Raw genomic sequence first — 25,316 nt, forward strand, 5'->3', positions numbered from 1 at the left:
CGGCCTCACTCCCCCCCCCCCTCCCCCCCCCCTCCCCCCCCCCCCCCCCCCCCCCCCCCCCCCCCCCCCCCCCCCCCCCCCCCCCCCCCCCCCCCGCTGCCGTTTGCGGGGATGCATCACGGTATGCGGATATTTCCATGCTGGCCGAAAATCGCCGTACGTCAGCCGTTCCCGAGCGTCCGGTCGACCTCGATCTCGATCACCACGCGCGCCGGATTCGGCCGGGGCGCGCGCTGGTAGCGCTCGGCGTAGCGCCGCTCGGCCTCGGCCACCCGCTCCGGCTCGGTCCGCACCCGCGCCCGCCCCTCCAGCGTCGCCCAGCGCCGGCCGTCCACCTGGCACACCGCGACCCGGGCGCCCGCCTCGCCGGCCGCGGCCACGTACCGGGCCTTCGCGCTGGTCCCGCTGGTGATCACCCGGGCCAGCCGGGCGCCGGCGTCGTACGTCACCCCCACCGGCACCACGTGCGGGCTGCCGTCCGGGCGCAGGGTCGTCAGGGTGCACAGATGCCGTTCGCGCCAGAAGGCGAGGTACGGCTCGTCGGGGGCAGCCGGGTCCTGGGAGTGCCTGGTCATGCGCGCAACCTAACCCCTCGGCACTCCCCGGCGAAGCTTGAGCGGAATAGACTCAACTTTGTGTACGCTGGTTAAGTCAGCACAGGACAGCGGTCGAGGAGGAGAACGCAGACGTGGACGCCGAGCTGACCAACAGGAGCCGGGACGCGATCAACGCCGCGAGCAACCGCGCCGTGACCGGGGGGCACCCGGACCTCACCCCCGCCCACCTGCTGCTGGCTCTGCTCCAGGGGCAGGACAACGAGAACATCACCGACCTGCTCGCCGCGGTCGACGCCGACCAGGCCGCCGTGCGCTCGGGCGCGGAGCGGATCCTGGCCGGGCTGCCCAGCGTGGCCGGGTCCACCGTGGCGCCGCCGCAGCCCAGCCGCGAGCTGCTGGCCGTGATCGCCGACGCCGGCGAGCGGGCCCGGGAGCTGGGCGACGAGTACCTGTCCACCGAGCACCTGCTGATCGGCATCGCCGCGCAGGGCGGTGCCGCCGGCGAACTGCTCACCGGGCAGGGCGCCGACGCCAAGAAGCTGCTGGAGGCCTTCAAGAAGGCCAGGGGAGGACGCCGCGTGACCACCGCCGACCCCGAGGGCCAGTACAAGGCCCTGGAGAAGTTCGGCACCGACTTCACCGCCGCCGCCCGCGAGGGCCGGCTGGATCCCGTCATCGGACGGGACCAGGAGATCCGGCGGGTCGTGCAGGTGCTGAGCCGCCGTACGAAGAACAACCCGGTCCTCATCGGCGAGCCGGGCGTCGGCAAGACCGCCGTCGTGGAGGGGCTCGCCCAGCGGATCGTCAAGGGCGACGTGCCCGAGTCGCTGAAGGACAAGCGGCTGGTCGCGCTCGACCTCGGCGCGATGGTGGCCGGCGCCAAGTACCGCGGCGAGTTCGAGGAGCGGCTGAAGGCCGTCCTCGCCGAGATCAAGGGCTCCGACGGCCAGATCATCACCTTCATCGACGAGCTGCACACCGTCGTGGGCGCCGGGGCCGGCGGCGACTCGGCCATGGACGCGGGCAACATGCTCAAGCCCATGCTCGCCCGCGGCGAGCTGCGGATGGTCGGCGCCACCACCCTGGACGAGTACCGGGAGCGGATCGAGAAGGACCCGGCGCTGGAACGCCGCTTCCAGCAGGTCCTGGTCGCCGAGCCGACCGTCGAGGACACCATCGCCATCCTGCGCGGCCTCAAGGGCCGCTACGAGGCCCACCACAAGGTGCAGATCGCCGACAGCGCCCTGGTGGCCGCCGCCACCCTGTCTGACCGGTACATCACCTCCCGCTTCCTGCCCGACAAGGCCATCGACCTCGTGGACGAGTCCGCGTCCCGGCTGCGCATGGAGATCGACTCCTCCCCCGTGGAGATCGACGAGCTCCAGCGCTCCGTCGACCGGCTGCGGATGGAGGAGCTGGCGATCGCCAAGGAGACCGACCCGGCCTCCGTCGCCCGCCTGGAGAAGCTGCGCCGCGACCTCGCCGACAAGGAGGAGGAGCTGCGCGGGCTCACCGCCCGCTGGGAGAAGGAGAAGCAGTCCCTCAACCGGGTCGGCGAGCTGAAGGAGAGGCTGGACGACCTGCGCGGACAGGCCGAGCGGGCCCAGCGCGACGGCGACTTCGACACCGCGGCCAAGCTGCTGTACGGCGAGATCCCGCAGCTGGAGAAGGAGCTGCGGGCCGCCTCCGCCGCCGAGCAGGAGGCCGCCCGGGACACCATGGTCAAGGAGGAGGTCGGCGCCGACGACATCGCCGACGTGGTCGCCGCCTGGACCGGCATCCCGGCCGGCCGGCTGATGGAGGGCGAGACGCAGAAGCTGCTGCGCATGGAGGAGGAGATCGGCAAGCGGCTCATCGGCCAGAGCGAGGCCGTACGCGCCGTGTCGGACGCCGTACGCCGCTCCCGTGCCGGCATCGCCGACCCCGACCGCCCCACCGGCTCCTTCCTCTTCCTCGGCCCGACCGGCGTCGGCAAGACCGAACTGGCGAAGGCGCTCGCGGACTTCCTCTTCGACGACGAGCGGGCCATGGTCCGCATCGACATGTCGGAGTACGGCGAGAAGCACAGCGTGGCCCGGCTGGTCGGCGCGCCCCCCGGTTACGTCGGCTACGAGGAGGGCGGCCAGCTCACCGAGGCGGTGCGGCGGCGCCCGTACAGCGTGGTGCTGCTGGACGAGGTGGAGAAGGCCCACCCGGAGGTCTTCGACATCCTCCTCCAGGTGCTGGACGACGGCCGGCTCACCGACGGCCAGGGCCGCACGGTCGACTTCCGCAACACGATCCTGGTGCTCACCTCCAACCTGGGCAGCCAGTTCCTGATGGACCCGCTGACCGGCGAGGAGCAGAAGCGGGAGCAGGTGCTGGAGGTCGTGCGGGCCTCGTTCAAGCCGGAGTTCCTCAACCGGCTCGACGACCTGGTGGTCTTCTCGGCGCTGACCAAGCCGGAGCTGGAGCGGATCGCCCGGCTCCAGACCGACCGGCTCGCCAGGCGGCTGGCCGAACGCCGGCTCACCCTGGACGTCACCCCCGAGGCGCTGGCCTGGCTCGCCGAGGAGGGCCTGGACCCGGCCTACGGCGCCCGCCCGCTGCGCCGCCTGGTCCAGTCCGCGATCGGCGACCGCCTCGCCCGGGAGATCCTGTCCGGCGAGATCAAGGACGGCGACACGGTCCGCGTGGACCGCTTCGGCTCCGGCCTCCTGGTGGGCCCGGCCACCGGCAAGACCCTCTGACCGGCCTCGACCCGTAGCGCCCCCGCCACCCGGCCCGCCCGGGCCGGCGGGGGCGCTTGGTTCCGGGCCGGGCTCGGCAGGGATCCGGTGCCGGGCATGCGGCGAGGGTGCCGCCGACTCCTTCGCGCGCGCCGCCCGGGCAGGGCACCGGCCCCCGGACCGATGCGGGCCGGGCTCGTGCCCGGGCAGGAAGGGCGTGCAGTGGCCGGTCACCCGGCGCCTCGGACGGAGGCCGGCCTCCGTCGACTCGGGGGCGGCGAGCCTTCGGCGCGGCTGGGCGGTGGGACGCCTGCGGCGGGGCACCTGCGGCGGGGTGTTCGGGCCGGTGCGGGCCGGGGCTCGTGTCTGGGCCGGAAGGCGTGCAGTGGCCGGTCACCCGGTGCCTCGGACGGAGGCCGGCCTCCGTCGACTCGGGGGCGGCGAGCCTTCGGCGCGGCTGGGCGGTGGGACGCCCGCGGCGGGGCACCTGCGGCGGGGCGTTCGGGCCGGTGCGGGCCGGGGCTCGTGTCTGGGCCGGAAGGCGTGCAGTGGCCGGTCACCCGGTGCCTCGGGCGGAGGCCGGCCCTCGCCGACTCGGCGGCGCGGGCTCCCGCCACGGGTATCCGCGGCGGGACGCCCGCAGCGGAGACCCGCGCCGGAGCGTTCGGGCCGGCGCAGTCGGCCCCGGTGGTACGGCCCGGTGGCCGCCGTGCGCCCGGCACGCCCCCGCGTCGGTACGCCCCTCCCGCGCCGGCACGGCGGCCCGCGCCGGCACGTCCCCACGCCGTCAGGACCCCCGCGTCGACACCGCCCCCGCGCCGACACGGCGCTTCCGCTCAGGGCTGAGCGGTGGGTCGGGGCTTGCCACGCCCCTCCCCGCATGGGGGAGGATGGCGGCAATCCGCATGAAGGGAAAAACACGGTGAGCATCGACCCGTCCTCGATTCCGAATTTCGGGGGCCAGCCCGAACCGCAGCCCCAAGGGCCGGCGGGCCCCGTCCTCCCGGATCAGGATCTGGTGAAGCAGCTCCTCGACCAGATGGAGCTGAAGTACGTCGTCGACGAGGAGGGTGACCTCGTCGCGCCGTGGGAGCAGTTCCGCACCTACTTCATGTTCCGCGGGGACGAGCCCGAGCAGGCCATCTTCTCGGTGCGGACCTTCTTCGACCGTCCGCACAAGATCGAGGAGAAGCCGCAGCTCCTGGAGACGATCGACGACTGGAACCGCCGCACCCTGTGGCCCAAGGTGTACACCCACACCCACGACGACGGCGCCGTCCGGCTGATCGGCGAGGCCCAGATGCTGATCGGCACGGGCGTCGACATCAACCACTTCGTCTCCTCCACGGTCAGCTGGGTGCGGGCCGCGATCGAGTTCGACAAGTGGCTGGTGGAGCAGCTCGGCCTGGAGCCGGAGGGCGGCGAGGGCGAGCAGCCCGAGACCGACGGCGAGTAACGCGGCCGCGCGTCCCGGCCGGGGGTCCGCCCCCGGCCGGGCGCACCGCGCTCACATGGCCCGCAGCCGCTCGGCCGCCTCCCGCAGCACCTCCTCGCGCTTGCAGAAGGCGAACCGCACGAACGGCGCCCCCGCCTCCCGGTCGTCGTAGAAGACCGCGTTCGGGATGGCCACCACCCCCGCCCGCTCGGGCAGCGCGCGGCAGAAGGCGAAGCCGTCCTTCTCGCCCAGTGGCCGGATGTCGGTGGTGATGAAGTAGGTGCCGGCCGGCCGGAACACCTCGAAACCGGCCGCCGCGAGCCCCTCCGCGAGGATCTCCCGGCGGGCCAGCATGCCCCGGCGGAACTCCTCGTAGTACGAGTCGGGCAGCGCCAGCGCCTCGGCCACCGCGTACTGGAACGGGCCGGAGGCGACGTAGGTCAGGAACTGCTTGGCCGAACGGACGGCGGCGACCAGCTCCGGCGCGGCCGTCACCCAGCCGACCTTCCAGCCCGTGAACGAGTACGTCTTGCCCGCCGACCCGATGCTCACCGTGCGCTCGCGCATCCCGGGGAACGTGGCGAGCGGCAGGTGCTCGGCGTCGTCGAAGACCAGGTGCTCGTACACCTCGTCGGTCACCACCAGCAGGTCCCGCTCCACCGCCAGCTCGGCGATCGCGGCCAGCTCGGCGCGGGTGAGGACGGTGCCGGTCGGGTTGTGCGGGGTGTTGATGAGCAGCAGCCTGGTGCGGTCGGTGACGGCCGCGCGCAGCTCGTCCAGGTCCAGCCGGAAACTGCCCTCGTGCGGCCTCAGGGTCACCGGCACCCGCCGGCCGCCCGCCATCGCGATGCTCGCCGCGTACGAGTCGTAGTACGGCTCCAGCGCCACCACCTCGTCCCCCGGCTCGACCAGCGCCAGCAGCGCGGCGGCGATCGCCTCCGTGGCGCCCGCCGTGACCAGCACCTCGGTGCCGGGGTCGTAGGACAGGCCGTAGCGGCGCTGCTGGTGCGCGGCGATCGCGGTGCGCAGCTCGGGGACGCCGGGGCCCGGCGGGTACTGGTTGCCGCGGCCGTCGCGCAGTGCCCGGACGGCCGCCTCCCGGATCTCCTCGGGGCCGTCGGTGTCCGGGAAGCCCTGGCCCAGGTTGATCGATCCGGTCGCCGCGGCCAGCGCCGACATCTCGGCGAAGATCGTGGTCCCGAACTCGGCGAGCCGGCGGTTGAGGTGAGGGCGTGCGCTGGAGGTCATGCCGGTCATCCTGCGCTCAAGCTCTGGAGTTCCTCAACTCCGCTTTGCCCGCCTCGCCGGCCGGGCATCTCCCCGGCACCGCGCGGGACGCGGTGACACGGCGAGGCGCCCACGGGGGGCCGCTTCGGGGGAACGGAAGGAGGGTGGCGCCATGATCGAGGGCATCATCCTGGCGTTGATCGCGGTGGCGTTCATCGCGGTGGGCCAGGCCCGCCGCAGCCGGCGGACCGGGCCGTCGCTCGGCAAGGGACGCGGACGCAGGGGCGGGACGTACCGGGGGGCGTCCTCTTCTTCGTCCTCGTCCGCGTCCTACGGCGGCTCGACGGCGGGCAGCTGGTGGGCCGGCGACTCCGGCTCGTCGGGACACCACGGCGGGCACCACGGGGGACACGGGCACGGCGGGCACTCCTGCGGCGGGGGTTCGTCGTGCGGCGGGAGCTCGTCGTGCGGCGGGGGCTCGTCGTGCGGCGGTGGCGGGGGCGGATGCGGGGGAGGCGGCTGACACGGGGCAGCCGGGCCTCCGGACAGCGGGGGGAAGCGCATCCGGGCCGCACCACGCCGGGCGCTCGCCGGACGGACATCCGGCAGGCGCCCGGCGTGTCTTATTCGCGACCGGCGCACGCCACTCTTGAACAGTTGAGCTGTGAGCCCCCCGACGGATGGAAACACAACGAAGTTGGGTAAAAACCCTGTGGCGGCGCCCTAGTTCGTGGTTCCCTCTAAGCGCCGACACAGCCCCTCGAACGCCCCCTGACTCCCCCTTCCGGCCGGGCCGGCCGGGCTGAGATTGGCTGATTTCCCCCTCATTTGCGTGTTAGCGGAGCCGATCCATGCTCACGACCCTGAACACCTCCTACACCGATACGCGCGCTGCCGACCTCGCCTGGGCCCTGGGCCGCGAACCACTGCCCGCCCTGGCCACCCTCGACCTCGAACTGACCGGCGCCAGGCTCCAGTTGCGGCTGCTCGGCGCCTCCCACCAGGTGCTCCTGGAAGAGGAGCGCGGCACCTGTTCCGAAACGGTCGCGTGCATCCCCGGCTCCAGCACCCCGCTGCCGCTCGGCGTCGCCAAACGCGTCGGCGACTGGGAGTACGAGTTCGCCGCCCGCGTGGAGGTGCTCACCCCCGGTTCGTTCGCGGGCCGCGCCCAGGAGCTGCTGGCGCTCGTCTCCGACCATCCGCACGGCCTCGCCGGCGTCTTCCCCGGCAGCCCGCACGCCTTCACCGCGATGCTGGCCCAGCGGCACGAGGGCCAGGTGCACTGGCGCACCTGGCACGCCTACCCGCAGGACGGTCAGCTGGTGGCCACCCGGACCCGGGTGGGCGATCGGGCGCGGGTGGCCCAGCCGGACTGAGCGGGGGCTCATGCCTTCCGCGGTGACATAAACCCGTAATGCGTCAAGCGCCCCTGGATCCACACGTGTGGGTGACGAAGCGTGGCCGGGATGTGACGTAACGTCGCAGCGTGATCGAACCGCACGCCCCCGCGCCCCCGGGCGCCCCGCCCTCCTGGACGAGCCCCGCACGGCTGCCCGTCCGGCCCGGCACCGGGCGGTTCCTGGTCCTCGCGTGCGTCTTCGTCTGCGCGGCCTGCGGACTCGTGTACGAACTCGAACTGGTCGCCTTCGCCTCCTACTTGACCGGCGACTCGGTCACCCAGGCGTCCGTGGTGCTGTCCGTGATGGTGTTCGCCATGGGCATCGGCTCCCTCGGCGCCAAACGGCTGCGCTGCCACGCGGCGGCCGGCTTCGGCGCGGTGGAGGCCGCCCTCGCGCTGGTCGGCGGCTGCAGCGCCATGGCGCTGTACGCCGTGTTCGCCTGGACCGCCGGCTGGGGCGGGGCCTGGGCCGCCGGACCACGCTGTCTGCTCGTCGCCTTCTCCCTGGCCATCGGCCTGCTCGTGGGCGCCGAGGTGCCGCTGCTGATGGAGCTGATCCAGCGCATCCGCCGGCAGGACGCGGGCGGCGCCGTGGCCGACCTGTTCGCCGCGGACTACGTCGGCGCCCTGGTCGGCGGCCTCGCCTTTCCCTTCCTCCTCCTGCCGTACCTGGGCCAGCTGACCGGAGCGCTGCTGACCGGCACGGTCAACGTGGTCGCGGGCGGCGCGCTGGTCCTCGGCCTGTTCCGCCGCGACCTCGGCCGCCGCGCCCGCTGGATCCTGCTGCTCACCGGCCTCGCCGTCCTCGGTGTCCTCGCCTGCGCCGCCGCCCTCGCCGGCGACTTCGAACGGGCCGCCCGGCGCGCCGTGTACGGCACCGACGTCCGGGTGGCGGTGCGGACCGACGCCCAGGAGGTGGTCCTGGCCGGCGGCACCCGCGGCCGGCCCCTCGGCCTCTTCCTGGACGGCCGGCTCCGCGTCGACGGCCGCGACGAGCGCCGCTACCACGAGGCCCTCGTCCACCCGGCCCTGTCCGGCCCGCACGCGCGCGTGCTGATCCTCGGCGGCGGCGACGGACTGGCCGCCCGCGAGGTGCTGCGCCACCGCGACGTGCGCCGCCTCGACCTCGTCGAGCTGGACCCGGGCCTGGTGGAGCTGGCCCGGCACGACCCCGGCCTCGCCGCCGTCAACGCGCGCGCCCTCGCCGACCCGCGCGTCCGGGTCACCGCCGCCGACGCGCTCGGCTGGCTGCGCGGGGCGCGCGGGCGGACGTACGACGTCGTGATCAGCGACCTGCCCGACCCCGGCATCACCGCCGCCACCAAGCTGTACTCCCAGGAGTTCTACGGCCTGGCCCGCCGGGTGCTCGCCCCCGGCGGGCGCCTGGTGGTGCACGCCGGGCCCGTCACCACCCGGCCCCGCGCCTACTGGACCGTCGCCGCGACCCTCCGCGCGGCCGGCTTCGCCGTCTCCCCCTACCGGGTGCCCGGCCACGGCAGCGGCTTCACGGCCGGCCCCGACCGCTCCACGGGCGCGTCCCGGGCCCCGCACGACTGGGGTTTCCTGCTGGCGGCCCCGGGCCGCGTCCCGCCGCCCCTGCGCCTCGGCTCCGTGCGTCCGCGCACCCTGACCCGGGCCGGGCTGGCCGCGGACGCGCGGGCGGCCGGGCGGACCCGGATCGAGGGGCTGCCGGGGTCCACGCTGGTGCATCCCCGGTATTGAGGGCCTGCGGGGCCGGGGCGGGGGCGTCGCGTGCGGGGGCTCGGCGAACGGGGGGCCCGGGGCCGGGCCGCGCGCACGTCCGGGTGAGTTCCGGCCGCGAGTGGGTAGGCTCCGGGACCATGGAGCACCAGGTCTTCGTCCAGGCTTCCACCGAACGGCTCGGCGCCGCCCTGGCCGACCCCGCTCGCGTCGCCCGCGCCGTGCCCGGGCTGCAACAGGACGCCGGTGCCGAACCGATCACCGGCCGCCTGAAACTGCGCGTCGGCGGACACTCCGTCACCTACCGGGGCACGGCCCGGGTGACCGCGCGCGCCGACGGCACGTACGCCGTCGAGGCCGACGCCGGCGAGGCCCGCGGCAGCGGCACGGTCGAGCTGGCCCTGACCCTGCGCCTGACGGCCGCCGACGGCGGCTGCGCGGTCACGGCCGAGGGCACGGCGACCGCGACCGGCCGGCTCACCGAACTCCCGCCGGAACAGGTGACGGCGGCGACGACCAGACTGCTGGACCGGTTCCTGGAGACCCTGGCGGAGCAGACCGAGGGCGCGGGAGCGGCCGGGGAGACCGCGGGGGCTGAGGAGACGGCGGAGGCCGGCGGGACGGCCGGGGCCGAGAAGCCCTCGGGGGGCGAGGAGGCGGCCGGGGCCCAGGAGCCGGCGACCGACGAGACCGCGGGGGCCGACGAGACCGCCGGGGCCGGGGAATCCGGGTCCGGGGCGGCCGGCGAGGCCCGCCCCTCCGTCTTCGACACCGAGGTCCCCCCGCCCTCCCTGGACCGGGACGCGGACGCGGACGCCGACAGCGAAGGCACCGGTACCGGCTCCGCCGACGACCGGCTCGCCGAGGACTTCGGCGACACCGGGGAGCCGCCCGCCGAGGCCGCGCACGCGCGCCGCACGATGATCGGGCGCAGCGCCGAGGAGGTCGACCACGCCCCGCCGCGCGGCCGGTACGCCCCCGTGCCCGCCCCCCAGACCGTCGTCGGGAACCCGGCCCTGCGCTGGGCGGCCCCCGCCGCGGCCCTCGCCCTGGCCTCCGCGGTCGTGGTCACCCGCGCCCTGCGCAGGCGACGCTGAGGAAAGGCCCGACGGACCGCGCACGCCCCCTTGGGCGCCCCAGTAGTGTCGTCCCGTGAGCAACGAAGACATCACGCTGACCGCAGGTGAAGCGGAAGTACGCGTCAGCCCCGCGAACGGCGGCCGGATCAGCGGACTCAGGGTCGGCTCCCTGGAACTGCTGCGGCAGGGCCCGCGCTACGGCTGCTTCCCGATGGTGCCCTGGTGCGGCCGGATCCGCGACGGCCGCTTCCTGGACGGCGGCACCGTCCGTCAGATGCCGCTCAACTCCCCGCCGCACGCCATCCACGGCACCGCGCGCGACGGCGCCTGGCGCACCGCGCGCGTCACGGCGGACGAGGCGGTGATCACGTACGAGCTGACCGACCCCTGGCCGCACCCCGGCCGCGTCACCCAGGTCGTGGCGCTCACCGAGGACGGCCTGACCCTGACCCTGTCCGTGGAGACGTACGACGACTCCTTCCCGGCCCAGCTCGGCTGGCACCCGTGGTTCAACCGGAACCTCGACGGCGTCGGCGTGGAGCTGGACTTCAAGCCCGCCTGGCAGGAGGAGCGCGGCGCCGACCACCTGCCCACCGGCAACCGGATCGACCCCCGGCCCGGCCCCTGGGACGACTGCTTCGGCATGCCCGGCGGCGTCGACGTCACCCTCACCTGGCCGGACCGGCTGGAGCTGAAGGTGGCCGGCCGGCAGGAGTGGGTGGTGGTCTACGACGAGCAGTCCGAGGCCGTCTGCGTCGAACCGCAGACCGGGCCGCCCAACGGCCTGAACACCCACCCGCGCCTGGTCACCCCGCTGGAGCCGCTGGAGGCGAGTACGACCTGGAGCTGGCGTCGGCTCTAAGCTGGTCGGCATGACGGACGACGTGCGCGGCGCGCTGCTGCAGCAGATCAAGGACAAGGCCGTGGTGCACGGCAAGGTGACCCTCTCCTCCGGTCTGGAGGCCGACTACTACGTCGACCTGCGCCGCATCACCCTCGACGGCGAGGCCGCCCCGCTGGTCGGCCGGGTGCTGCTGGACCTGACCGCGGACCTGGAGTTCGACGCGGTCGGCGGGCTCACCATGGGCGCCGACCCGGTCGCCGCCGCCATGCTGCACGCCGCCGCCGCGCGCGGCCGCCGGCTCGACGCGTTCGTGGTCCGCAAGGCGGCCAAGGCGCACGGGCTCCAGCGGCGCGTCGAGGGCCCGGACATCGCGGGCCGCCGCGTCCTGGTGGTCGAGGACACCTCCACCACCGGCGGTTCCCCGCTGACCGCCGTCGAGGCCGTGCGGGAGGCCGGCGCGGAGGTCGTCGCCGTCGCCACGATCGTGGACCGGGCGACCGGAGCCGCAGAGAAGATCGAAGCGGGCGCGGGTGTTCCCTACCGGTTCGCCTTCTCGAAGGATGAACTGGGGCTGGACTGACGGCCGGGATTGACCTGGACTTGACCGGCACGTGGACCATCGGTTCATGTCTGGGAAGATGGGGCCGACGATGACGTCGCCCCCCAGGTCTAGGTCAGGGCCGTAACGCAGAACCCCTACCCGCAACACAAGGAGCGGACAGATGCCCATCGCAACCCCCGAGGTCTACAACGAGATGCTCGACCGGGCGAAGGCAGGCAAGTTCGCCTACCCGGCCATCAACGTGACCTCCACGCAGACCCTGAACGCGGCGCTGCGCGGCTTCGCGGAGGCCGAGAGCGACGGCATCGTCCAGATCTCGACCGGCGGCGCCGAGTTCCTCGGCGGCCAGTACAGCAAGGACATGGTCACCGGCGCGGTCGCGCTCGCCGAGTTCGCGCACGTCATCGCCGAGAAGTACCCGGTCAACATCGCCCTGCACACGGACCACTGCCCGAAGGACAAGCTCGACGGGTACGTGCGTCCGCTGATCGCGCTGTCCAAGAAGCGCGTCGACGCCGGTCTCGGCCCGCTGTTCCAGTCGCACATGTGGGACGGCTCCGCCGAGACCCTCGCCGACAACCTGGAGATCGCGCAGGAGCTGCTGGAGCAGGCCCGCGCCGCCAAGATCATCCTGGAGGTGGAGATCACCCCCACCGGCGGCGAGGAGGACGGCGTCACCCACGAGATCAACGACGAGCTGTACACCACCGTCGACGACGCCATCCGCACCGCCGAGGCGCTGGGCCTGGGCGAGAAGGGCCGCTACCTGCTGGCCGCCTCCTTCGGCAACGTGCACGGCGTGTACAAGCCGGGCAACGTCGTCCTGCGTCCGGAGCTGCTGAAGGAGCTGAACGAGGGCGTCGCCGCCCGGTTCGGCAAGCAGTCCCCGTTCGACTTCGTCTTCCACGGCGGTTCCGGCTCCACCGAGCAGGAGATCCAGACCGCGCTGGAGAACGGCGTGGTGAAGATGAACATCGACACCGACACCCAGTACGCCTTCACGCGTCCGGTCGCCGCCCACATGTTCCAGAACTACGACGGCGTCCTGAAGGTCGACGGCGAGGTCGGCAACAAGAAGGCCTACGACCCGCGCACCTGGGGCAAGCTGGCCGAGGCGAGCATGGCCGCGCGCGTCGTCCAGGCCACGCAGCACCTGCGCTCGGCGGGCAACAAGATCAAGTAAGCGGGTCCGCGCACAACCAGGCGGTGCCCGTGGCGGGCCCGGCGGCCTTCGTTGCCGCCGGGCCCGTCGCACGTCCCGGGCGGTGTCCGGGGCAAGCCCGGCGCCGGCGGGCCCGGCGTCCTCCCGGGCGGGCCGGCGCGGGTTCCCGGCGCCCGCGGAGGCGCCCCGCCCCGCCCCGCTGCCGTGGGCCACACTGGACGCATGTCGATTCACCAGAACCTTCTCGGGGGGCCGCCCCCGACCCACCTGCCCGACGACCCGGAGCCGCGTCAGGCCCTCGCGGCGGGCACCGCGCCGGCGGACGTCGCCGCCCGGCACCCCACCTCCTCCCTCGCCTGGGCCCAGCTCGCCGACGACGCGTTCGAGCGGGGCTCGGTCGTCGAGTCGTACGCCTACGCCCGCACCGGCTACCACCGCGGCCTGGACGCCCTGCGCCGCAACGGCTGGAAGGGGCACGGCCCGGTGCCGTGGGAGCACGAGCCGAACCGCGGCTTCCTGCGCGCCCTGCACGCCCTCGCCCGCGCCGCGCAGGCCATCGGCGAGCAGGAGGAGTACGAGCGCTGCTCGCAGTTCCTGAAGGACTCCTCGCCGACGGCGGCCCAGACCCTGGGCTGACCGGCGCGGACGTCACCGGTGTGGCCCGTCTGGCAGCAGGCGGGCCTTGCCGACCCCCGGGGCATCGCGGAGGATGGCGGGATGGGGACCGGGGCCCCCGTGCCGGCATCGGCAGGGGCGGACCGCTACCCGGAGTACTACAGGAGACAGCGATGTCCCAACAGGCTCACCACCCCGAGCAGGCCGCTGAGCCCGAGACCCCGAACCTGGATTTCGCGGGGACGACGCCGTACGAGGACTACGTCAAGGCCGACGTCCTCACCCACCTCCAGCACACCCTCTCCGACGACCCCGGTGAAATGGTCTTCCTGGTGACCACCCAGGTCATGGAGCTGTGGTTCACGGTGATCGTGCACGAGTGGGAGACGGCCGCCCGCGCGCTCCGCTCGGACGACGTACCGACCGCGCTCGCCGCGCTGAAACGTTCCGTGCGGGAGCTGGAGGCCCTGAACGCCTCCTGGAAGCCGCTCGGGCAGCTGACGCCGGCGCAGTTCAACGCCTACCGCGGCGCGCTCGGCGAGGGATCCGGCTTCCAGTCGGCGATGTACCGGCGCCTGGAGTTCCTGCTCGGCGAGAAGTCCGCCTCCATGCTCGTACCGCACCACGGTGCCCCGCGCGTGCACGCGGAGCTGGAGAAGGCCCTGCACGAGCCGAGCCTGTACGACGAGGTGCTCCGGCTCCTCGCGCGCCGCGGCCACGCCCTCCCGGACGCCGTGCTGCACCGGGACGTCTCCGCCCGGTACGAGCCCTCACCGGCCGTGGAGGCCGCCTGGACCGCGATCTACGCGGGCGACCAGGGCGACGAACTCGCCCGGCTCGGCGAGGCGTTGACGGACGTGGCCGAACTGGTGTGGCGCTGGCGCAACGACCACCTGGTCGCCACCCGGCGCGCGATGGGCGCCAAGGCCGGCACGGGCGGCTCGGCCGGCGTGGCCTGGCTGGAGAAGCGCGCCCGCAAGAACGTGTTCCCCGAGCTGTGGACGGCGAGGTCCCATGTCTGAGTTGCCCCTGCGCGCGGAGAAACTGGACGCCGAGGACGAACTCGCGTACCTGCGCGACCGCTTCGTCCTCGACGACGCCGTGTACCTGGACGGCAACTCCCTGGGCGCCCTGCCCGCGCACGTCCCCGACCGGCTGGCGGACGTCGTCCGCCGCGAGTGGGGGGAACTGCGCATCCGCTCCTGGGAGGAGAGCGGCTGGTGGACGGCGCCCGAGCGGATCGGCGACCGGATCGCGCCGCTGGTGGGCGCGGGGCCCGGCCGGATCGTCGTCGGCGACTCGACCAGCGTCAACGTCTTCAAGGCGCTGGTCGCGGCGGTCCGCATCGCGGGCGACGGCCGTGACGAACTCCTGGTCGACGCGACGACGTTCCCCACGGACGGGTACATCGCCGCCTCGGCGGCCCGGCTGACCGGCCGCACCCTGCGCGCGGTCACCCCGGACGAGGTGCCGGACGCGCTGACCGGGCGCACGGCCGCGGTGCTGCTCAACCACGTCGACTACCGCACCGGCCGGCTGCACGACCTGCCCGCGCTCACCGCCGCGATCCACGCCTCCGGCGCCCTCGCGGTGTGGGACCTGTGCCACAGCGCGGGCGCGCTGCCGGTGGGCCTGGACGAGCACGGCGTGGACCTCGCGGTCGGCTGCACCTACAAGTACCTCAACGGCGGCCCGGGTTCGCCGGCGTACCTGTACGTGCGGGAGGAGTTGCAGGACCGCTTCGACTCCCCGCTGCCCGGCTGGAACTCCCACGCCGAGCCGTTCGGGATGAGCCCCGCCTACGCCCCGGCACCGGGCGCCGTGCGGGGGCGCGTCGGCACGCCGGACATCCTCTCCCTGCTGGCGCTGGAGGCCGCCCTCGACGTGTGGGACGGGGTGTCCGTCACCGCCGTCCGCGCCAAGTCCCTGGCGCTGACGGACTTCTTCCTGCGGTGCGTGACCGCGTACACCGAGCCGGGCCGGGTGGAGTGCGTGACCCCGGAACGGCACGCGGAGCGGGGCAGCCAGATCGCCCTGCGCTGTCCCGACGCGGGCGAGGTGATGAAGCGCCTGATCGCCCGGGGCGTGGTGGGCGACTTCCGCCACCCCGACATCCTCCGCTTCGGCTTCACCCCGCTGTACGTCGGCTTCCGTGACGTGGAACGGGCGGCTCGGGTGCTGGCGGAGGAGCTGGCCTAGGGGGCTCGGCGGCGGGTGCGGGCGCGGGGGCCGAGGCGGTGCGGGCGCGGGCCGCCGCCGGGGCCCGACGTGCCCGTATCCCCGCACGTCACCGGCCTGATACCGTCCCGGCCGACGGCCGTTTCCCTCCTGGTCCGCCACCCCCGTCACGCCGCTGAGAGGTTGGAGCATGCCGGACGACGCCGCAGCAGCCCGCGCCGCCGCCGAAGAGGAGTCGGCCCTCTCCCACCCGCCGGTCGCCCCGGACGTCACCGCGGCGTACGGCGACCACCCCGACCAGGTGATCGACTTCTACGCCCCGCGTCCCGGCCCGGGGGGCACCGGCCCGGCGGCCGCCCCGCTGATCGCCGTCCTGCACGGCGGTGCCTGGCGTGCCCGCTACGACCGGCGCCATGTCACCCCGTTCGCGGACTACCTGGCCCGCAGGGGTTTCGCGGTGGCCAACGTCGAGTACCGGCGGGGTGGTGCGGAAGGGGGCGACGGTGGTGACGGCGGGGGGAGCGTGCCGCCCGCCGGCCGCTGGCCGGACACCTTCGACGACGTGGCGGCGGCCCTGGACGCCCTGCCCGCGCTGGTCCGGGAGGCGCTCCCGCAGGCGGACGCCCGCCGTACGGTGCTGACCGGGCACTCGGCGGGCGGCCACCTGGCGCTGTGGGCGGCGGCCCGGCACCTGCTTCCGGCGGACGCCCCGTGGCGCACCGGCCGTCCGGCCCCGCTGCGCGGTGTCGTGGCGCTCGCGCCGATCGCGGACTTCGAGGTGGCGGAGAAGCTGGGGGTGTGCGACCACGCGGCGCGGCAACTCCTCGGCGGGGACGCCGGGTTCGGCGCGCGCCGCCCGTACGCGGACCCGGCGCTCCTGCTGCCGACGGGGATCGCCACGACGCTGGTCCAGGGCCGGGCGGACGTCGTGGTGCCGCATCAGGTGGCCGAGTCGTACGCGCAGGCGGCGGCGAAGGCGGGGGAGGTGGTCGGGCTGACGCTGCTGGAGGACGTGGGCCACTTCCCGCTGATCGACCCGGCGGCGGATTCCTGCGCGGTGGTGGCGGAGGAGATCGCCCAACTGGCCTGGTAGTGCCCGTGCTCCCTGAGAGCCACGCGCCACGACAGCTCCCTGGCGGGACGCCGGCGACAGCCCCCGAACCGTCACTTCCTCGCGAGTCGAGCCCGATGGCCGGGCGACCGAGAGGGGGCCGCCATGGGGCACCACCCGCGACCCACCACACAGGCCCATCCGCCGACGGCGGCCGGGCCCCGCGGGGCCCACGCGCACCCGGCGACGGGCCTCGCACGGCCGGACTCCCCGCGCACGACGGACGCGCGGCGGTCGACGGCGCTGGAGGCCCGCGACGGCCACGCGCACCGGACGACGACGGGCCTGCGGTCGCCGTCGGTGATCGGGCTCGACGGGGGTCGTTCGCGCCCGGTTGCGACGGGCCTGCGGTCGCCCTCGCCGCGGTCTACGCCTACGAGTCCGGTGTGGTCCGACCCGGTGCGCTTTGATCCCGGGCCGGAGCGCAGGCCGGCCACACCGGGCCGGAGGCTGGCCACACGGGGCGGGCCGGGCTAGCGTCCGGTCATGACAGCTGCTGCGGACCCTGTCTTCGACCCCTGGGACCCGGCGTTCGTCGCCGACCCCTACCCGGCCTACGCCGAGCTGCGCGCCCGCGGCCGGGTGATCCGGTACGAGCCGACCGACCAGTGGCTGGTCCCGCACCACGCGGACGTCTCGGCGCTGCTGCGGGACCGCCGGCTCGGCCGCACCTACCTGCACCGTTTCACCCACGAGGAGTTCGGCCGGACCCCGCCCCCGCCGGAGCACGAGCCCTTCCACACCCTCAACGACCACGGGATGCTCGACCTGGAGCCGCCGGACCACACCCGGATCCGGCGCCTGGTGTCGAAGGCGTTCACCCCGCGCACGGTGGCGCGGCTCGAACCGTACGTGCACGGGCTGGCGAACGAGCTGGTGGCCGCCCTGGTCGCGGACGGCGGCGGCGACCTGCTGACGGACGTGGCGGAGCCGCTGCCGGTCGCGGTGATCGCCGAGCTGCTCGGCATCCCCGCGGCGGACCGGGCGCTGCTGCGGCCGTGGTCGGCGGCCATCTGCGGGATGTACGAGCTGAACCCGTCCGAGGAGACGGCGGCCCGGGCGGTGCGGGCGTCGGTGGAGTTCTCCGACTACCTCCGGGAGCTGATCGCGGCCCGCCGCGCCGAGCCCGGCGAGGACCTGGTCTCCGCGTTGATCGCCGCCCACGACGAGGGCGACCGCCTCACCGGGCAGGAACTGGTCTCCACGGTGGTGCTGCTGCTGAACGCGGGCCACGAGGCGACCGTCAACGCCACGGTGAACGGCTGGTACGCCCTGTTCCGCCACCCCGGCGTGCTCGCGGCCCTGCGCGCCGACCACTCCCTCGTCCCCTCCGCCGTCGAGGAGCTGCTGCGCTACGACACGCCGCTCCAGCTCTTCGAACGCTGGGTCCTGGACGACGTCGAGATCGACGGCACGACGATCCCGAGGGGTGCCGAGGTCGCCCTGCTCTTCGGCTCCGCCAACCACGACCCGGCCGTCTTCGCCGACCCCGGCCGCCTGGACCTGGCCCGCGCGGACAACCCGCACATCTCCTTCGGCGCCGGCATCCACTACTGCGTCGGCGCCCCGCTGGCCCGCATCGAGCTGGCCGCCTCCCTGACGGCCCTGCTGGAGCGGGCGCCCACGCTCGCCCTGGCGGCCGAGCCGGAGCGCCGCCCGAACTTCGTGATCAGGGGGCTGCGGGGGCTCGCCGTGGAGGTGCGCTGAGCCGTGCCGGACCCCGCCCGGCGGGGCCCGGCGGGTCAGCGGTCGGCGGGCAGGACGAGGCTCCAGGCGCCCTCCATCACCCGCCAGCTCCGCCGGCGCACCGGCCCCGACACCCCGGCGTCCGCCCGGTAGCGGAACTCCGCCCCGGTGACCGTCACCGTGCGGCCGCAGGCCAGCAGCGGGGTCGCCTCCGCGCCCACCGACAGCGGCCGGACCTCCACCGAGGCCACCCCGGCCGTGCCCGGCGTCACCGACACCGCCTCCACCGGCTGGTCCGTGTCGACCACCGGCTCCCCGTCGACCTCCACCCGCAGCCGGGCCGCGCTCGGGGCGGGCACGGCGGCCGGCCGGACCGGGCGGGCGGCGAGCGTGCGGACCAGCGAGCGGTACCAGGGCCGGCCCGCGGAGACCGGCACCGGCGCGGCGGCGGGCGGCCGCGGCGTCGCCGAGGGGATGCGCAGCGCGCCCAGCACCACGTCGTCCCGGTCGTCGACCAGCAGGTCCAGCCGCCGCGCCGTGCCGTCCAGCACGGCCCGGGCCGCCGCCACCGCGCCGCCGGGCACCCCGAGCGACTCGGCGAGCGAGGTGTCCCCGACCGGGACCACCGACAGCACGCACCCGGCCAGCTCGCCCTGCCGGTGCAGCAGGGCGACGGCCCGCGCCAGGGCCCGGCCGTCACCCACCACGACCGGCCGCCGCGACCCCCTGCGGCCCAGGGCGCGGGCGAATTCCTCCGGGCCGTCCGGCAGGCACAGCTTGGCCGCCGCACCCGCGCTGAGCACGTCTTTCGCGATCCGTACGGACTCCCCGTCCGCCTGCCGTGCCGCCGGATCGATGATCACCAGCAGCTGATCGGACGTCGCGGAAGTCGCCACCTCGGTCCTGCCTCGCTTCCTCGGGTAGCATCTTTGTGCAAGAGCCCCTTGCGCTATTGCGCCAGGGGCTTCGTCTATTCCGGGGCATCCGGTCCGACGGTTGTGCGACCGAAGACGGTCGCGGTGGTACGCGGCGGTGAACGTTACGCCCATGCCCCCGACCTTGGACATGCCCCGCCCGGAAGGGGTGTACGCGCGTGCCCGCACTTGTGCTGCTCGGTGCTCAGTGGGGTGACGAAGGCAAGGGAAAGGCGACGGACCTCCTCGGTGGTTCCGTCGATTACGTGGTGCGTTACCAGGGTGGCAACAACGCCGGCCACACGGTCGTCGTGGGCGACCAGAAGTACGCACTGCACCTCCTCCCTTCCGGAATCCTGTCGCCCGGCTGTACGCCGGTCATCGGCAACGGTGTCGTCGTCGACCCGTCGGTCCTGCTCTCCGAGCTGAGCGGTCTGAACGAGCGTGGCGTCGACACGTCCAAGCTCCTGATCAGCGGTAACGCGCACATCATCACGCCGTACAACGTGACCGTCGACAAGGTGACGGAGCGTTTCCTCGGCAAGCGCAAGATCGGCACGACCGGCCGCGGCATCGGCCCGACCTACGCCGACAAGATCAACCGCGTGGGCATCCGGGTCCAGGACCTGTACGACGAGTCGATCCTCCAGCAGAAGGTGGAGGCCGCGCTCGACGTCAAGAACCAGATCCTCACCAAGCTGTACAACCGGCGCGCGATCGCCGCGGACCAGGTGGTCGAGGAGCTGCTGGGCTACGCCGAGCAGATCCGGCCGTACGTCGCCGACACGGTGCTGGTCCTGAACCAGGCCCTGGAGGACGACAAGGTCGTGCTCTTCGAGGGCGGCCAGGGCACGCTGCTGGACATCGACCACGGCACCTACCCCTTCGTGACCTCCTCGAACCCGACGGCGGGCGGCGCCTGCACGGGCGCGGGCGTGGGCCCGACGAAGATCAGCCGCGTGATCGGCATCCTGAAGGCCTACACGACCCGGGTCGGCGCGGGCCCGTTCCCCACGGAGCTGTTCGACGAGGACGGCGAGGCGCTGCGCCGCATCGGCGGCGAGCGGGGCGTCACCACGGGCCGGGACCGCCGCTGCGGCTGGTTCGACGCGGTCATCGCCCGCTACGCCACCCGCGTCAACGGCCTGACCGACTTCTTCCTCACCAAGCTCGACGTCCTCACCGGCTGGGAGCAGATCCCGGTCTGCGTGGCCTACGAGATCGACGGCAAGCGCGTCGAGGAGCTGCCGTACTCGCAGACGGACTTCCACCACGCGAAGCCGGTCTACGAGATGCTGCCGGGCTGGAGCGAGGACATCAGCAAGGCGAAGTCCTTCGCCGACCTGCCGAAGAACGCCCAGAACTACGTCAAGGCGCTGGAGGAGATGTCCGGCGCCCCGATCTCCGCGATCGGCGTGGGTCCGGGCCGCGACGAGACGATCGAGATCAACTCGTTCCTGTAGAGCGGACGCCGCTCATGGGGCGCCCTGCCGGTCCGGCCGGCAGGGCGTCCGTCCGTTTCCGCGCGGCTCAGCTGAAGACGATCATCGAGCCCTGGGCCAGGGAGCGGGTCGCGGCCGCGTGCAGCCCCAGCCAGACGTGGCGTTCCCGGGCGAAGGGGCTGGGGTCGTGGGGGGGCGCGGCCGCCGGTTCCTCCAGCTCCGTGGGGGCCGGGGGCGGGGCGGGGGCGGCCGGGGGGTTGGCCGGGTCGATGCCGATCGTGGGGGCCACGTACTGCAGTTCCCGCAGCAGGGTCTGCGAGGAGCCCAAGGGGCCGCCGCCCGCGAGGAGTTCGTCGTTGGACAGCGGGTGCGGGAAGTCCACGGGGACGTAGGCGCCCGCGTGGTCGTAGTGCCACACCAGGTGCGACTGCTGGGCCGTCGACTCGAACATCTCCAGCAACTGCTCGTAGTCGCCGCCCAGTTCGTCCACCGGCGTCACCGGCAGCCCGCAGACCTGGAGCAGATAGGCGCGGCGCAGGAAGTGCAGGGCGTCGTAGTCGAAACCGGCGACCGGGGCGACGTCGCCGGACAGGCCCGGCATGTACTGGTACACCGGCACCGGCGGCAGGCCGGCCTCGGTCAGCGCCTTGTCGTACTGCGCGAGTTCCTCGGCGAAGGGGTTGTCCGGGGTGTGGCACAACACGTCCACGAGCGGTACCAGCCACAGGTCACAGGCCAAAGAGAGCTCCTCGCATCGGCGGGTGCGCCGTCACGCACGGCAGCGGGTGGTCAGGGCAGGGTAGTCGCTGCGGCCCCGGGGCGCTCCCCCGCGGGCCGGTATCGGTCGTCTACCCGCCCGCCAGGTGTTCCAGCAGTGCCAGCGAGTGGTCGCTCGCGTCGGCCACGATCGCGCGGGCCGTCTCCGCCTCGCGCCGGGCCAGCGCGTCGACCAGTTCGGTGTGCCGGTCCCAGAGCCGGCCGCGCAGATCGGGCAGGCGCAGCAGGTGCTGCACGGCGCAGACCCAGGACTGCACGCGCAGCCGGTGCAGGAAGTCGCCGAGGTAGGGGTTGCCGAACAGGGCGCTCAGTTCGCGCCAGAAGCGCAGGTCGTAGCCGATGAGGACGGTCAGGTCGCCGGCCGTGGCCGCCCGCTGGGCCTCCTCGCCGCGGCGGCGCACGGTGGTCAGGGCCGCGCCGGTGCGGGGGTCCTCCGGCGGGGTGCGGAAGGCGGGGTGGCCCGCGGTGAGGGCCTGGAACATGCCGTCGGTGACCAGGCCGCGGGCCTCGATCATGTGCCGGTAGTCGGTGACCGAGTACTCCGGCACCCGGAAGCCGCGGTGCTGGTCGGCCTCCAGGATGCCCTGCGCGGACAGGTCGACCAGCGCCTCGCGGACCGGGGTGGCGGAGACGCCGTACTGGTCGGCTATCTCCTTGACGGTGAACGCCCGGCCCGGGCGCAGCCGTCCCGCCAGCACCTCGTCACGGAGCGCGTCCGCGATCTGCTGGCGCAGGGTGCTGCGCGTCACGGGGCCGTTTCCGGGCATGCTCCGTGCCTCTCCTCACACGTCCGGGGGCGGTGCTCGCGGGGACCCGCGCCACCCGCGGGTCCCTCTTCCTTACGAGCACGCCACCTTACGCGTTCGAATCGGTGCGGCGGCAGCCGCGTGCGGTCACACCGTGTGCTCGTCGGCGGCGCTCAGCGCGGCGTCGAGCGCGGCCAGGCCCTCCTTCAGCTCCGCCTCGGTGGCGGTGCACGGCGGGGCGACGTGGGTGCGGTTCATGTTCACGAACGGCCACAGCCCGTGCCGCTTGGCGGCGGCGGTGAAGGCGGCCATGGGCGCGTTCGCCTCGCCGGCCGCGTTGTACGGCACCAGCGGCTCGCGGGTCTCCCGGCTGCGCACCAGCTCCAGCGCCCAGAACATGCCCGTGCCGCGTACCTCGCCGACGCTCGGGTGACGGGCGGCCAGGTCGGCGAGTCCGGGGCCGACGACACTCTCGCCGAGCCGCCGGGCGTTCTCCACGACGCCCTCCTCCGCCATCACGTTGATCGTGGCGACGGCGGCGGCGCAGGCCAGCGGGTGGCCGGAGTAGGTGAGGCCGCCCGGGTAGGGGCGCTTGCCGAAGGTCTCGGCGATCCTCCCGGAGATGGCGACGCCGCCGAGCGGCACGTACCCCGAGTTCACTCCCTTGGCGAAGGTCATCAGGTCGGGGACGACGCCGAACAGGTCCGCCGCGAACCACTCGCCGGTCCGGCCGAAACCGGCCATGACCTCGTCCAGGATGAAGACGATCCCGTACTTGTCGCACAGCTCGCGCACGCCGGCGAGGTAACCGGGCGGCGGGAGCATGATCCCGGCGGTGCCCGGGATGGTCTCCAGGATGATCGCGGCGATGGTCCCCGGCCCCTCGAAGGCGATCGTCGTCTCCAGGTGCTCCAGCGCCCGGGCGCACTCCTGCTCCTCGGTCTCGGCGTAGAAGCGGGAGCGGTAGAGGAACGGCGCCCAGAAGCGGGCGACCCCGTTCGAGCCGCTGTCGTTCGCCCAGCGGCGCGGGTCGCCGGTGATGTTGACCGCCTGCTGGGTGCCGCCGTGGTACGAGCGGTACGCCGAGAGGACCTTGGGGCGGCCGGTGTGCAGCCGGGCCATGCGCACCGCGTGCTCCACGGCGTCCGCGCCGCCGTTGGTGAAGAAGATCTTGTCCAGATCGCCGGGGGTCCGCTCGGCGATCAGCCGGGCCGCCTCCGAGCGGGCCTCGACGGCGAACGCGGGCGCGAAGGTGGTCAGCTTCGCGGCCTGCTCCTGGATCGCCGCGACGACCTTGGGGTGCTGGTAGCCGATGTTGGTGAAGACGAGCCCGCTGGTGAAGTCCAGGTACCGGGTGCCGTCGTAGTCCCAGAAGTACGACCCCTCGGCGCCGGCGACGGCGAGCGGGTCGATGAGGTCCTGGGCGGACCAGGAGTGGAAGACGTGCGCACGGTCGGCGGCCTTCACTGCGGCGCCGGCTTCGGGGCTGGGCTGAGGGGTCATGCCGGTGAGGGTAAATGTCCGCGATGCGGAAGGCATATCGGCGTCTTGTTCCGTGGACGGGGGGAATCCGCGACAGATTGTCGACGGGCGGCGGCGCGGTGCGGGTGTGGCGCGTTCCGGGCGGTGCCCGGGGTGGCCGGTTCGCGACGCGGTCCGTTCCTGTTGCGCAACCGTGGGACCGGGCCCGGTCCCGGTGTCGTACCGGCGCACTATTGTCGGGCGTTGCAGACCTATGGGGGGGAAGGCGGCGCGGGGATGGAGAAGCTGGGGCCGGGGGATCCGCCGGCGATCGGGGGCTACCGGCTGCTGGCGCGGCTCGGCGCGGGCGGCATGGGCCGGGTGTACCTGGCCCGGTCGGACCGGGGCCGGACCGTGGCGGTGAAGCTCGTCCGGGCGGAACTGGCCGAGCGGGAGGAGTTCCGGGCGCGGTTCCGGCAGGAGGTGCACGCCGCACGCCGGGTCGGCGGGTACTGGACGGCGCCGGTGCTGGACGCGGACACCGAGGCGCCGGTGCCCTGGGTGGCGACCGGGTACGTGGCGGGGCCCAGCCTCCAGCGGGTCGTCGGGCACGACCACGGGGCGCTGCCCGAGCGGTCGGTACGGATCCTGGCGGCGGGGCTCGCGCAGGCGCTCCAGGACATCCACGCGGCCGGGATCGTGCACCGGGACCTCAAGCCGTCGAACGTGCTGGTCACCATCGACGGGCCGCGCGTGATCGACTTCGGGATCGCGCGGGCGCTGGAGTCCACGGCCTCGGGCGCGGAGGGGCTCACCCGGACCGGTGCGCTCGTCGGGTCACCCGGGTTCATGGCGCCCGAGCAGGTGCGCGGGGACCGGATCACGCCCGCGTGCGACGTGTTCTGCCTCGGGTCCGTGCTCGCCTACGCGGCGACCGGGTCGCTGCCCTTCGGGACCGCCGACAGCGGGGTCCACGCGCTGATGTTCCGCATCGCCCAGGAGGAGCCGGACCTGACGGGCGTGCCGGAGGGCGTCGCCGACCTCGTACGGGACTGCCTGCGCAAGGATCCGGCGAACCGGCCCCCGCTGGAGGCGATCCTGGAGCGGACCGGGGTGGAGGACACCGTCACCGGGGGCCGCTCCCGCGACCCCTGGCTGCCCAGCGCCCTGGTCGCCCAACTCGGCCGGCACGCCGTACGGCTGCTGGAGGCGGAGAGCCCGGAGGAGGCCGCCGGCGCCAGCGGCGGGGAACACCCCGGCGGACCCGGCAGCCACCGTGCCCCGGGCCGGGCCCCCACCGGCGGCCCGCCACCCGGCGGGGAGCACCCGGGCGCGGCCGGGGCAGGCACGGACCGACCCACCCGCACGACTTCCCCCACCGGACCGGGGGCGCCCGCCGATGCGGCTTTCACCGCCGGACCGGGTGCGCCTTCCGGAGCGGGGTCGCCTTCCGGGCCGGGGTCGCCTTCCGGGCCTGGGTCGCCCGCAGGGTTTGGTGCCCCTGGGTCGGGGACGCCTTCCGGGCCGGGGGCGGGGGTGCCTGCCGGTTGGGGGGCGCCCGCCGGCGCGGCTTTCACCGCCGGACCGGGTGCGCCTTCCGGAGCGGGGTCGCCTGCCGGGCCGGGGTCGCCTTCCGGGCCTGGGTCGCCCGCAGGGTTTGGTGCCCCTGGGTCGGGGACGCCTTCCGGGCCGGGGGCGGGGGTGCCTGCCGG

Annotated in this window: 21 protein-coding genes; 15 read left to right on the forward strand and 6 right to left on the reverse strand. The window is 74.3% G+C overall.

Annotated features, from left to right (window positions below):
- Nucleotides 1–161: 161 nt before the first annotated feature.
- Nucleotides 162–575: a pyridoxamine 5'-phosphate oxidase family protein gene (locus tag ACZ63H_RS18730; protein WP_469866320.1), complete on the reverse strand. Its 414-nt coding sequence runs from the start codon at nucleotides 573–575 to the stop codon at nucleotides 162–164.
- 113 nt (nucleotides 576–688) lie between these two features.
- On the opposite strand from ACZ63H_RS18730, the gene clpB reads away from it, so the two are divergent.
- Nucleotides 689–3,286, forward strand: a complete 2,598-nt coding sequence (clpB, locus tag ACZ63H_RS18735) for an ATP-dependent chaperone ClpB (protein WP_469866322.1) — start codon at nucleotides 689–691, stop codon at nucleotides 3,284–3,286.
- A 901-nt stretch (nucleotides 3,287–4,187) separates the two neighbouring features.
- Nucleotides 4,188–4,721, forward strand: a complete 534-nt coding sequence (locus ACZ63H_RS18740) for a YbjN domain-containing protein (protein WP_469866324.1) — start codon at nucleotides 4,188–4,190, stop codon at nucleotides 4,719–4,721.
- 51 nt (nucleotides 4,722–4,772) lie between these two features.
- Here the strand turns inward: ACZ63H_RS18740 and ACZ63H_RS18745 are convergent, their stop codons facing one another.
- A complete protein-coding gene (locus ACZ63H_RS18745; RefSeq protein ID WP_469866326.1) occupies nucleotides 4,773–5,957 on the reverse strand; it encodes a pyridoxal phosphate-dependent aminotransferase in 1,185 nt (394 codons plus the stop codon).
- Nucleotides 5,958–6,778: 821 nt separating this feature from the next.
- Here ACZ63H_RS18745 and ACZ63H_RS18750 point away from each other — a divergent pair.
- The 11 genes from ACZ63H_RS18750 (at nucleotide 6,779) to ACZ63H_RS18800 (ending at nucleotide 18,285) form a co-directional block, all read left to right on the forward strand.
- A complete protein-coding gene (locus ACZ63H_RS18750; RefSeq protein ID WP_469866328.1) occupies nucleotides 6,779–7,303 on the forward strand; it encodes a DUF2617 family protein in 525 nt (174 codons plus the stop codon).
- Nucleotides 7,304–7,413: 110 nt separating this feature from the next.
- Complete coding sequence (locus ACZ63H_RS18755) at nucleotides 7,414–9,048, forward strand: polyamine aminopropyltransferase (RefSeq protein WP_469866330.1); 1,635 nt, start codon at nucleotides 7,414–7,416, stop codon at nucleotides 9,046–9,048.
- 119 nt (nucleotides 9,049–9,167) lie between these two features.
- Complete coding sequence (locus ACZ63H_RS18760; RefSeq protein WP_469866332.1) at nucleotides 9,168–10,124, forward strand: SRPBCC family protein; 957 nt, start codon at nucleotides 9,168–9,170, stop codon at nucleotides 10,122–10,124.
- A gap of 55 nt (nucleotides 10,125–10,179) precedes the next feature.
- Entirely contained in the window at nucleotides 10,180–10,968 is a 789-nt protein-coding gene (locus ACZ63H_RS18765; RefSeq protein WP_469866334.1) for an aldose epimerase family protein, read from the forward strand.
- A 10-nt stretch (nucleotides 10,969–10,978) separates the two neighbouring features.
- Nucleotides 10,979–11,530: an orotate phosphoribosyltransferase gene (gene pyrE, locus ACZ63H_RS18770; RefSeq protein WP_467942246.1), complete on the forward strand. Its 552-nt coding sequence runs from the start codon at nucleotides 10,979–10,981 to the stop codon at nucleotides 11,528–11,530.
- A gap of 142 nt (nucleotides 11,531–11,672) precedes the next feature.
- Nucleotides 11,673–12,695, forward strand: coding sequence for a class II fructose-bisphosphate aldolase (gene fbaA, locus ACZ63H_RS18775; RefSeq protein WP_358690790.1), 1,023 nt, complete (start codon nucleotides 11,673–11,675; stop codon nucleotides 12,693–12,695).
- Nucleotides 12,696–12,896: 201 nt separating this feature from the next.
- Nucleotides 12,897–13,310, forward strand: a complete 414-nt coding sequence (locus tag ACZ63H_RS18780) for a DUF3151 domain-containing protein (RefSeq protein WP_469866336.1) — start codon at nucleotides 12,897–12,899, stop codon at nucleotides 13,308–13,310.
- A gap of 152 nt (nucleotides 13,311–13,462) precedes the next feature.
- The gene (locus ACZ63H_RS18785) at nucleotides 13,463–14,311 is read left to right on the forward strand and encodes a tryptophan 2,3-dioxygenase family protein (protein ID WP_469866338.1); all 849 of its coding nucleotides are present in this window, start codon (nucleotides 13,463–13,465) and stop codon (nucleotides 14,309–14,311) included.
- Complete coding sequence (gene kynU, locus ACZ63H_RS18790; RefSeq protein ID WP_469866340.1) at nucleotides 14,304–15,488, forward strand: kynureninase; 1,185 nt, start codon at nucleotides 14,304–14,306, stop codon at nucleotides 15,486–15,488. Before ACZ63H_RS18785 ends, kynU begins: the two co-directional genes overlap by 8 nt.
- A gap of 169 nt (nucleotides 15,489–15,657) precedes the next feature.
- The gene (locus tag ACZ63H_RS18795) at nucleotides 15,658–16,560 is read left to right on the forward strand and encodes an alpha/beta hydrolase (RefSeq protein WP_469866342.1); all 903 of its coding nucleotides are present in this window, start codon (nucleotides 15,658–15,660) and stop codon (nucleotides 16,558–16,560) included.
- A 504-nt stretch (nucleotides 16,561–17,064) separates the two neighbouring features.
- Complete coding sequence (locus tag ACZ63H_RS18800) at nucleotides 17,065–18,285, forward strand: cytochrome P450 (RefSeq protein ID WP_469866344.1); 1,221 nt, start codon at nucleotides 17,065–17,067, stop codon at nucleotides 18,283–18,285.
- Nucleotides 18,286–18,320: 35 nt separating this feature from the next.
- On the opposite strand, the gene ACZ63H_RS18805 is transcribed toward ACZ63H_RS18800, so the two are convergent.
- On the reverse strand, nucleotides 18,321–19,160 hold the full coding sequence (locus ACZ63H_RS18805; protein WP_469866346.1) for a diacylglycerol kinase: 840 nt from the start codon (nucleotides 19,158–19,160) through the stop codon (nucleotides 18,321–18,323).
- 197 nt (nucleotides 19,161–19,357) lie between these two features.
- On the opposite strand from ACZ63H_RS18805, the gene ACZ63H_RS18810 reads away from it, so the two are divergent.
- On the forward strand, nucleotides 19,358–20,641 hold the full coding sequence (locus ACZ63H_RS18810; protein ID WP_469866348.1) for an adenylosuccinate synthase: 1,284 nt from the start codon (nucleotides 19,358–19,360) through the stop codon (nucleotides 20,639–20,641).
- Between the two features lie 67 nt (nucleotides 20,642–20,708).
- Here the strand turns inward: ACZ63H_RS18810 and ACZ63H_RS18815 are convergent, their stop codons facing one another.
- The 3 genes from ACZ63H_RS18815 to ACZ63H_RS18825 form a co-directional block, all read right to left on the reverse strand.
- The gene (locus ACZ63H_RS18815) at nucleotides 20,709–21,359 is read right to left on the reverse strand and encodes a hypothetical protein (RefSeq protein ID WP_469866350.1); all 651 of its coding nucleotides are present in this window, start codon (nucleotides 21,357–21,359) and stop codon (nucleotides 20,709–20,711) included.
- Between the two features lie 109 nt (nucleotides 21,360–21,468).
- A complete protein-coding gene (locus tag ACZ63H_RS18820) occupies nucleotides 21,469–22,164 on the reverse strand; it encodes a GntR family transcriptional regulator (protein ID WP_469866352.1) in 696 nt (231 codons plus the stop codon).
- Nucleotides 22,165–22,290: 126 nt separating this feature from the next.
- Nucleotides 22,291–23,646, reverse strand: coding sequence for an aminotransferase class III-fold pyridoxal phosphate-dependent enzyme (locus tag ACZ63H_RS18825; RefSeq protein ID WP_469866354.1), 1,356 nt, complete (start codon nucleotides 23,644–23,646; stop codon nucleotides 22,291–22,293).
- A 255-nt stretch (nucleotides 23,647–23,901) separates the two neighbouring features.
- On the opposite strand from ACZ63H_RS18825, the gene ACZ63H_RS18830 reads away from it, so the two are divergent.
- A partial coding sequence (locus ACZ63H_RS18830; RefSeq protein WP_469866419.1) for a serine/threonine-protein kinase occupies nucleotides 23,902–25,316 on the forward strand: 1,415 nt, incomplete at its 3' end.

Source organism: Streptomyces sp. NPDC104831 (genome assembly GCF_055583025.1).

Bases quoted from the DNA above. Each gene is read 5' to 3' on its own strand.
- ACZ63H_RS18730 (WP_469866320.1), bottom strand. From the start codon at position 575: ATGACCAGGCACTCCCAGGACCCGGCTGCCCCCGACGAGCCGTACCTC.
- ACZ63H_RS18745 (WP_469866326.1), bottom strand. From the start codon at position 5,957: ATGACCGGCATGACCTCCAGCGCACGCCCTCACCTCAACCGCCGGCTC.
- ACZ63H_RS18750 (WP_469866328.1), top strand. From the start codon at position 6,779: ATGCTCACGACCCTGAACACCTCCTACACCGATACGCGCGCTGCCGAC.
- ACZ63H_RS18760 (WP_469866332.1), top strand. From the start codon at position 9,168: ATGGAGCACCAGGTCTTCGTCCAGGCTTCCACCGAACGGCTCGGCGCC.
- pyrE (WP_467942246.1), top strand. From the start codon at position 10,979: ATGACGGACGACGTGCGCGGCGCGCTGCTGCAGCAGATCAAGGACAAG.
- fbaA (WP_358690790.1), top strand. From the start codon at position 11,673: ATGCCCATCGCAACCCCCGAGGTCTACAACGAGATGCTCGACCGGGCG.
- ACZ63H_RS18780 (WP_469866336.1), top strand. From the start codon at position 12,897: ATGTCGATTCACCAGAACCTTCTCGGGGGGCCGCCCCCGACCCACCTG.
- ACZ63H_RS18785 (WP_469866338.1), top strand. From the start codon at position 13,463: ATGTCCCAACAGGCTCACCACCCCGAGCAGGCCGCTGAGCCCGAGACC.
- kynU (WP_469866340.1), top strand. From the start codon at position 14,304: ATGTCTGAGTTGCCCCTGCGCGCGGAGAAACTGGACGCCGAGGACGAA.
- ACZ63H_RS18795 (WP_469866342.1), top strand. From the start codon at position 15,658: ATGCCGGACGACGCCGCAGCAGCCCGCGCCGCCGCCGAAGAGGAGTCG.
- ACZ63H_RS18800 (WP_469866344.1), top strand. From the start codon at position 17,065: ATGACAGCTGCTGCGGACCCTGTCTTCGACCCCTGGGACCCGGCGTTC.
- ACZ63H_RS18820 (WP_469866352.1), bottom strand. From the start codon at position 22,164: ATGCCCGGAAACGGCCCCGTGACGCGCAGCACCCTGCGCCAGCAGATC.
- ACZ63H_RS18825 (WP_469866354.1), bottom strand. From the start codon at position 23,646: ATGACCCCTCAGCCCAGCCCCGAAGCCGGCGCCGCAGTGAAGGCCGCC.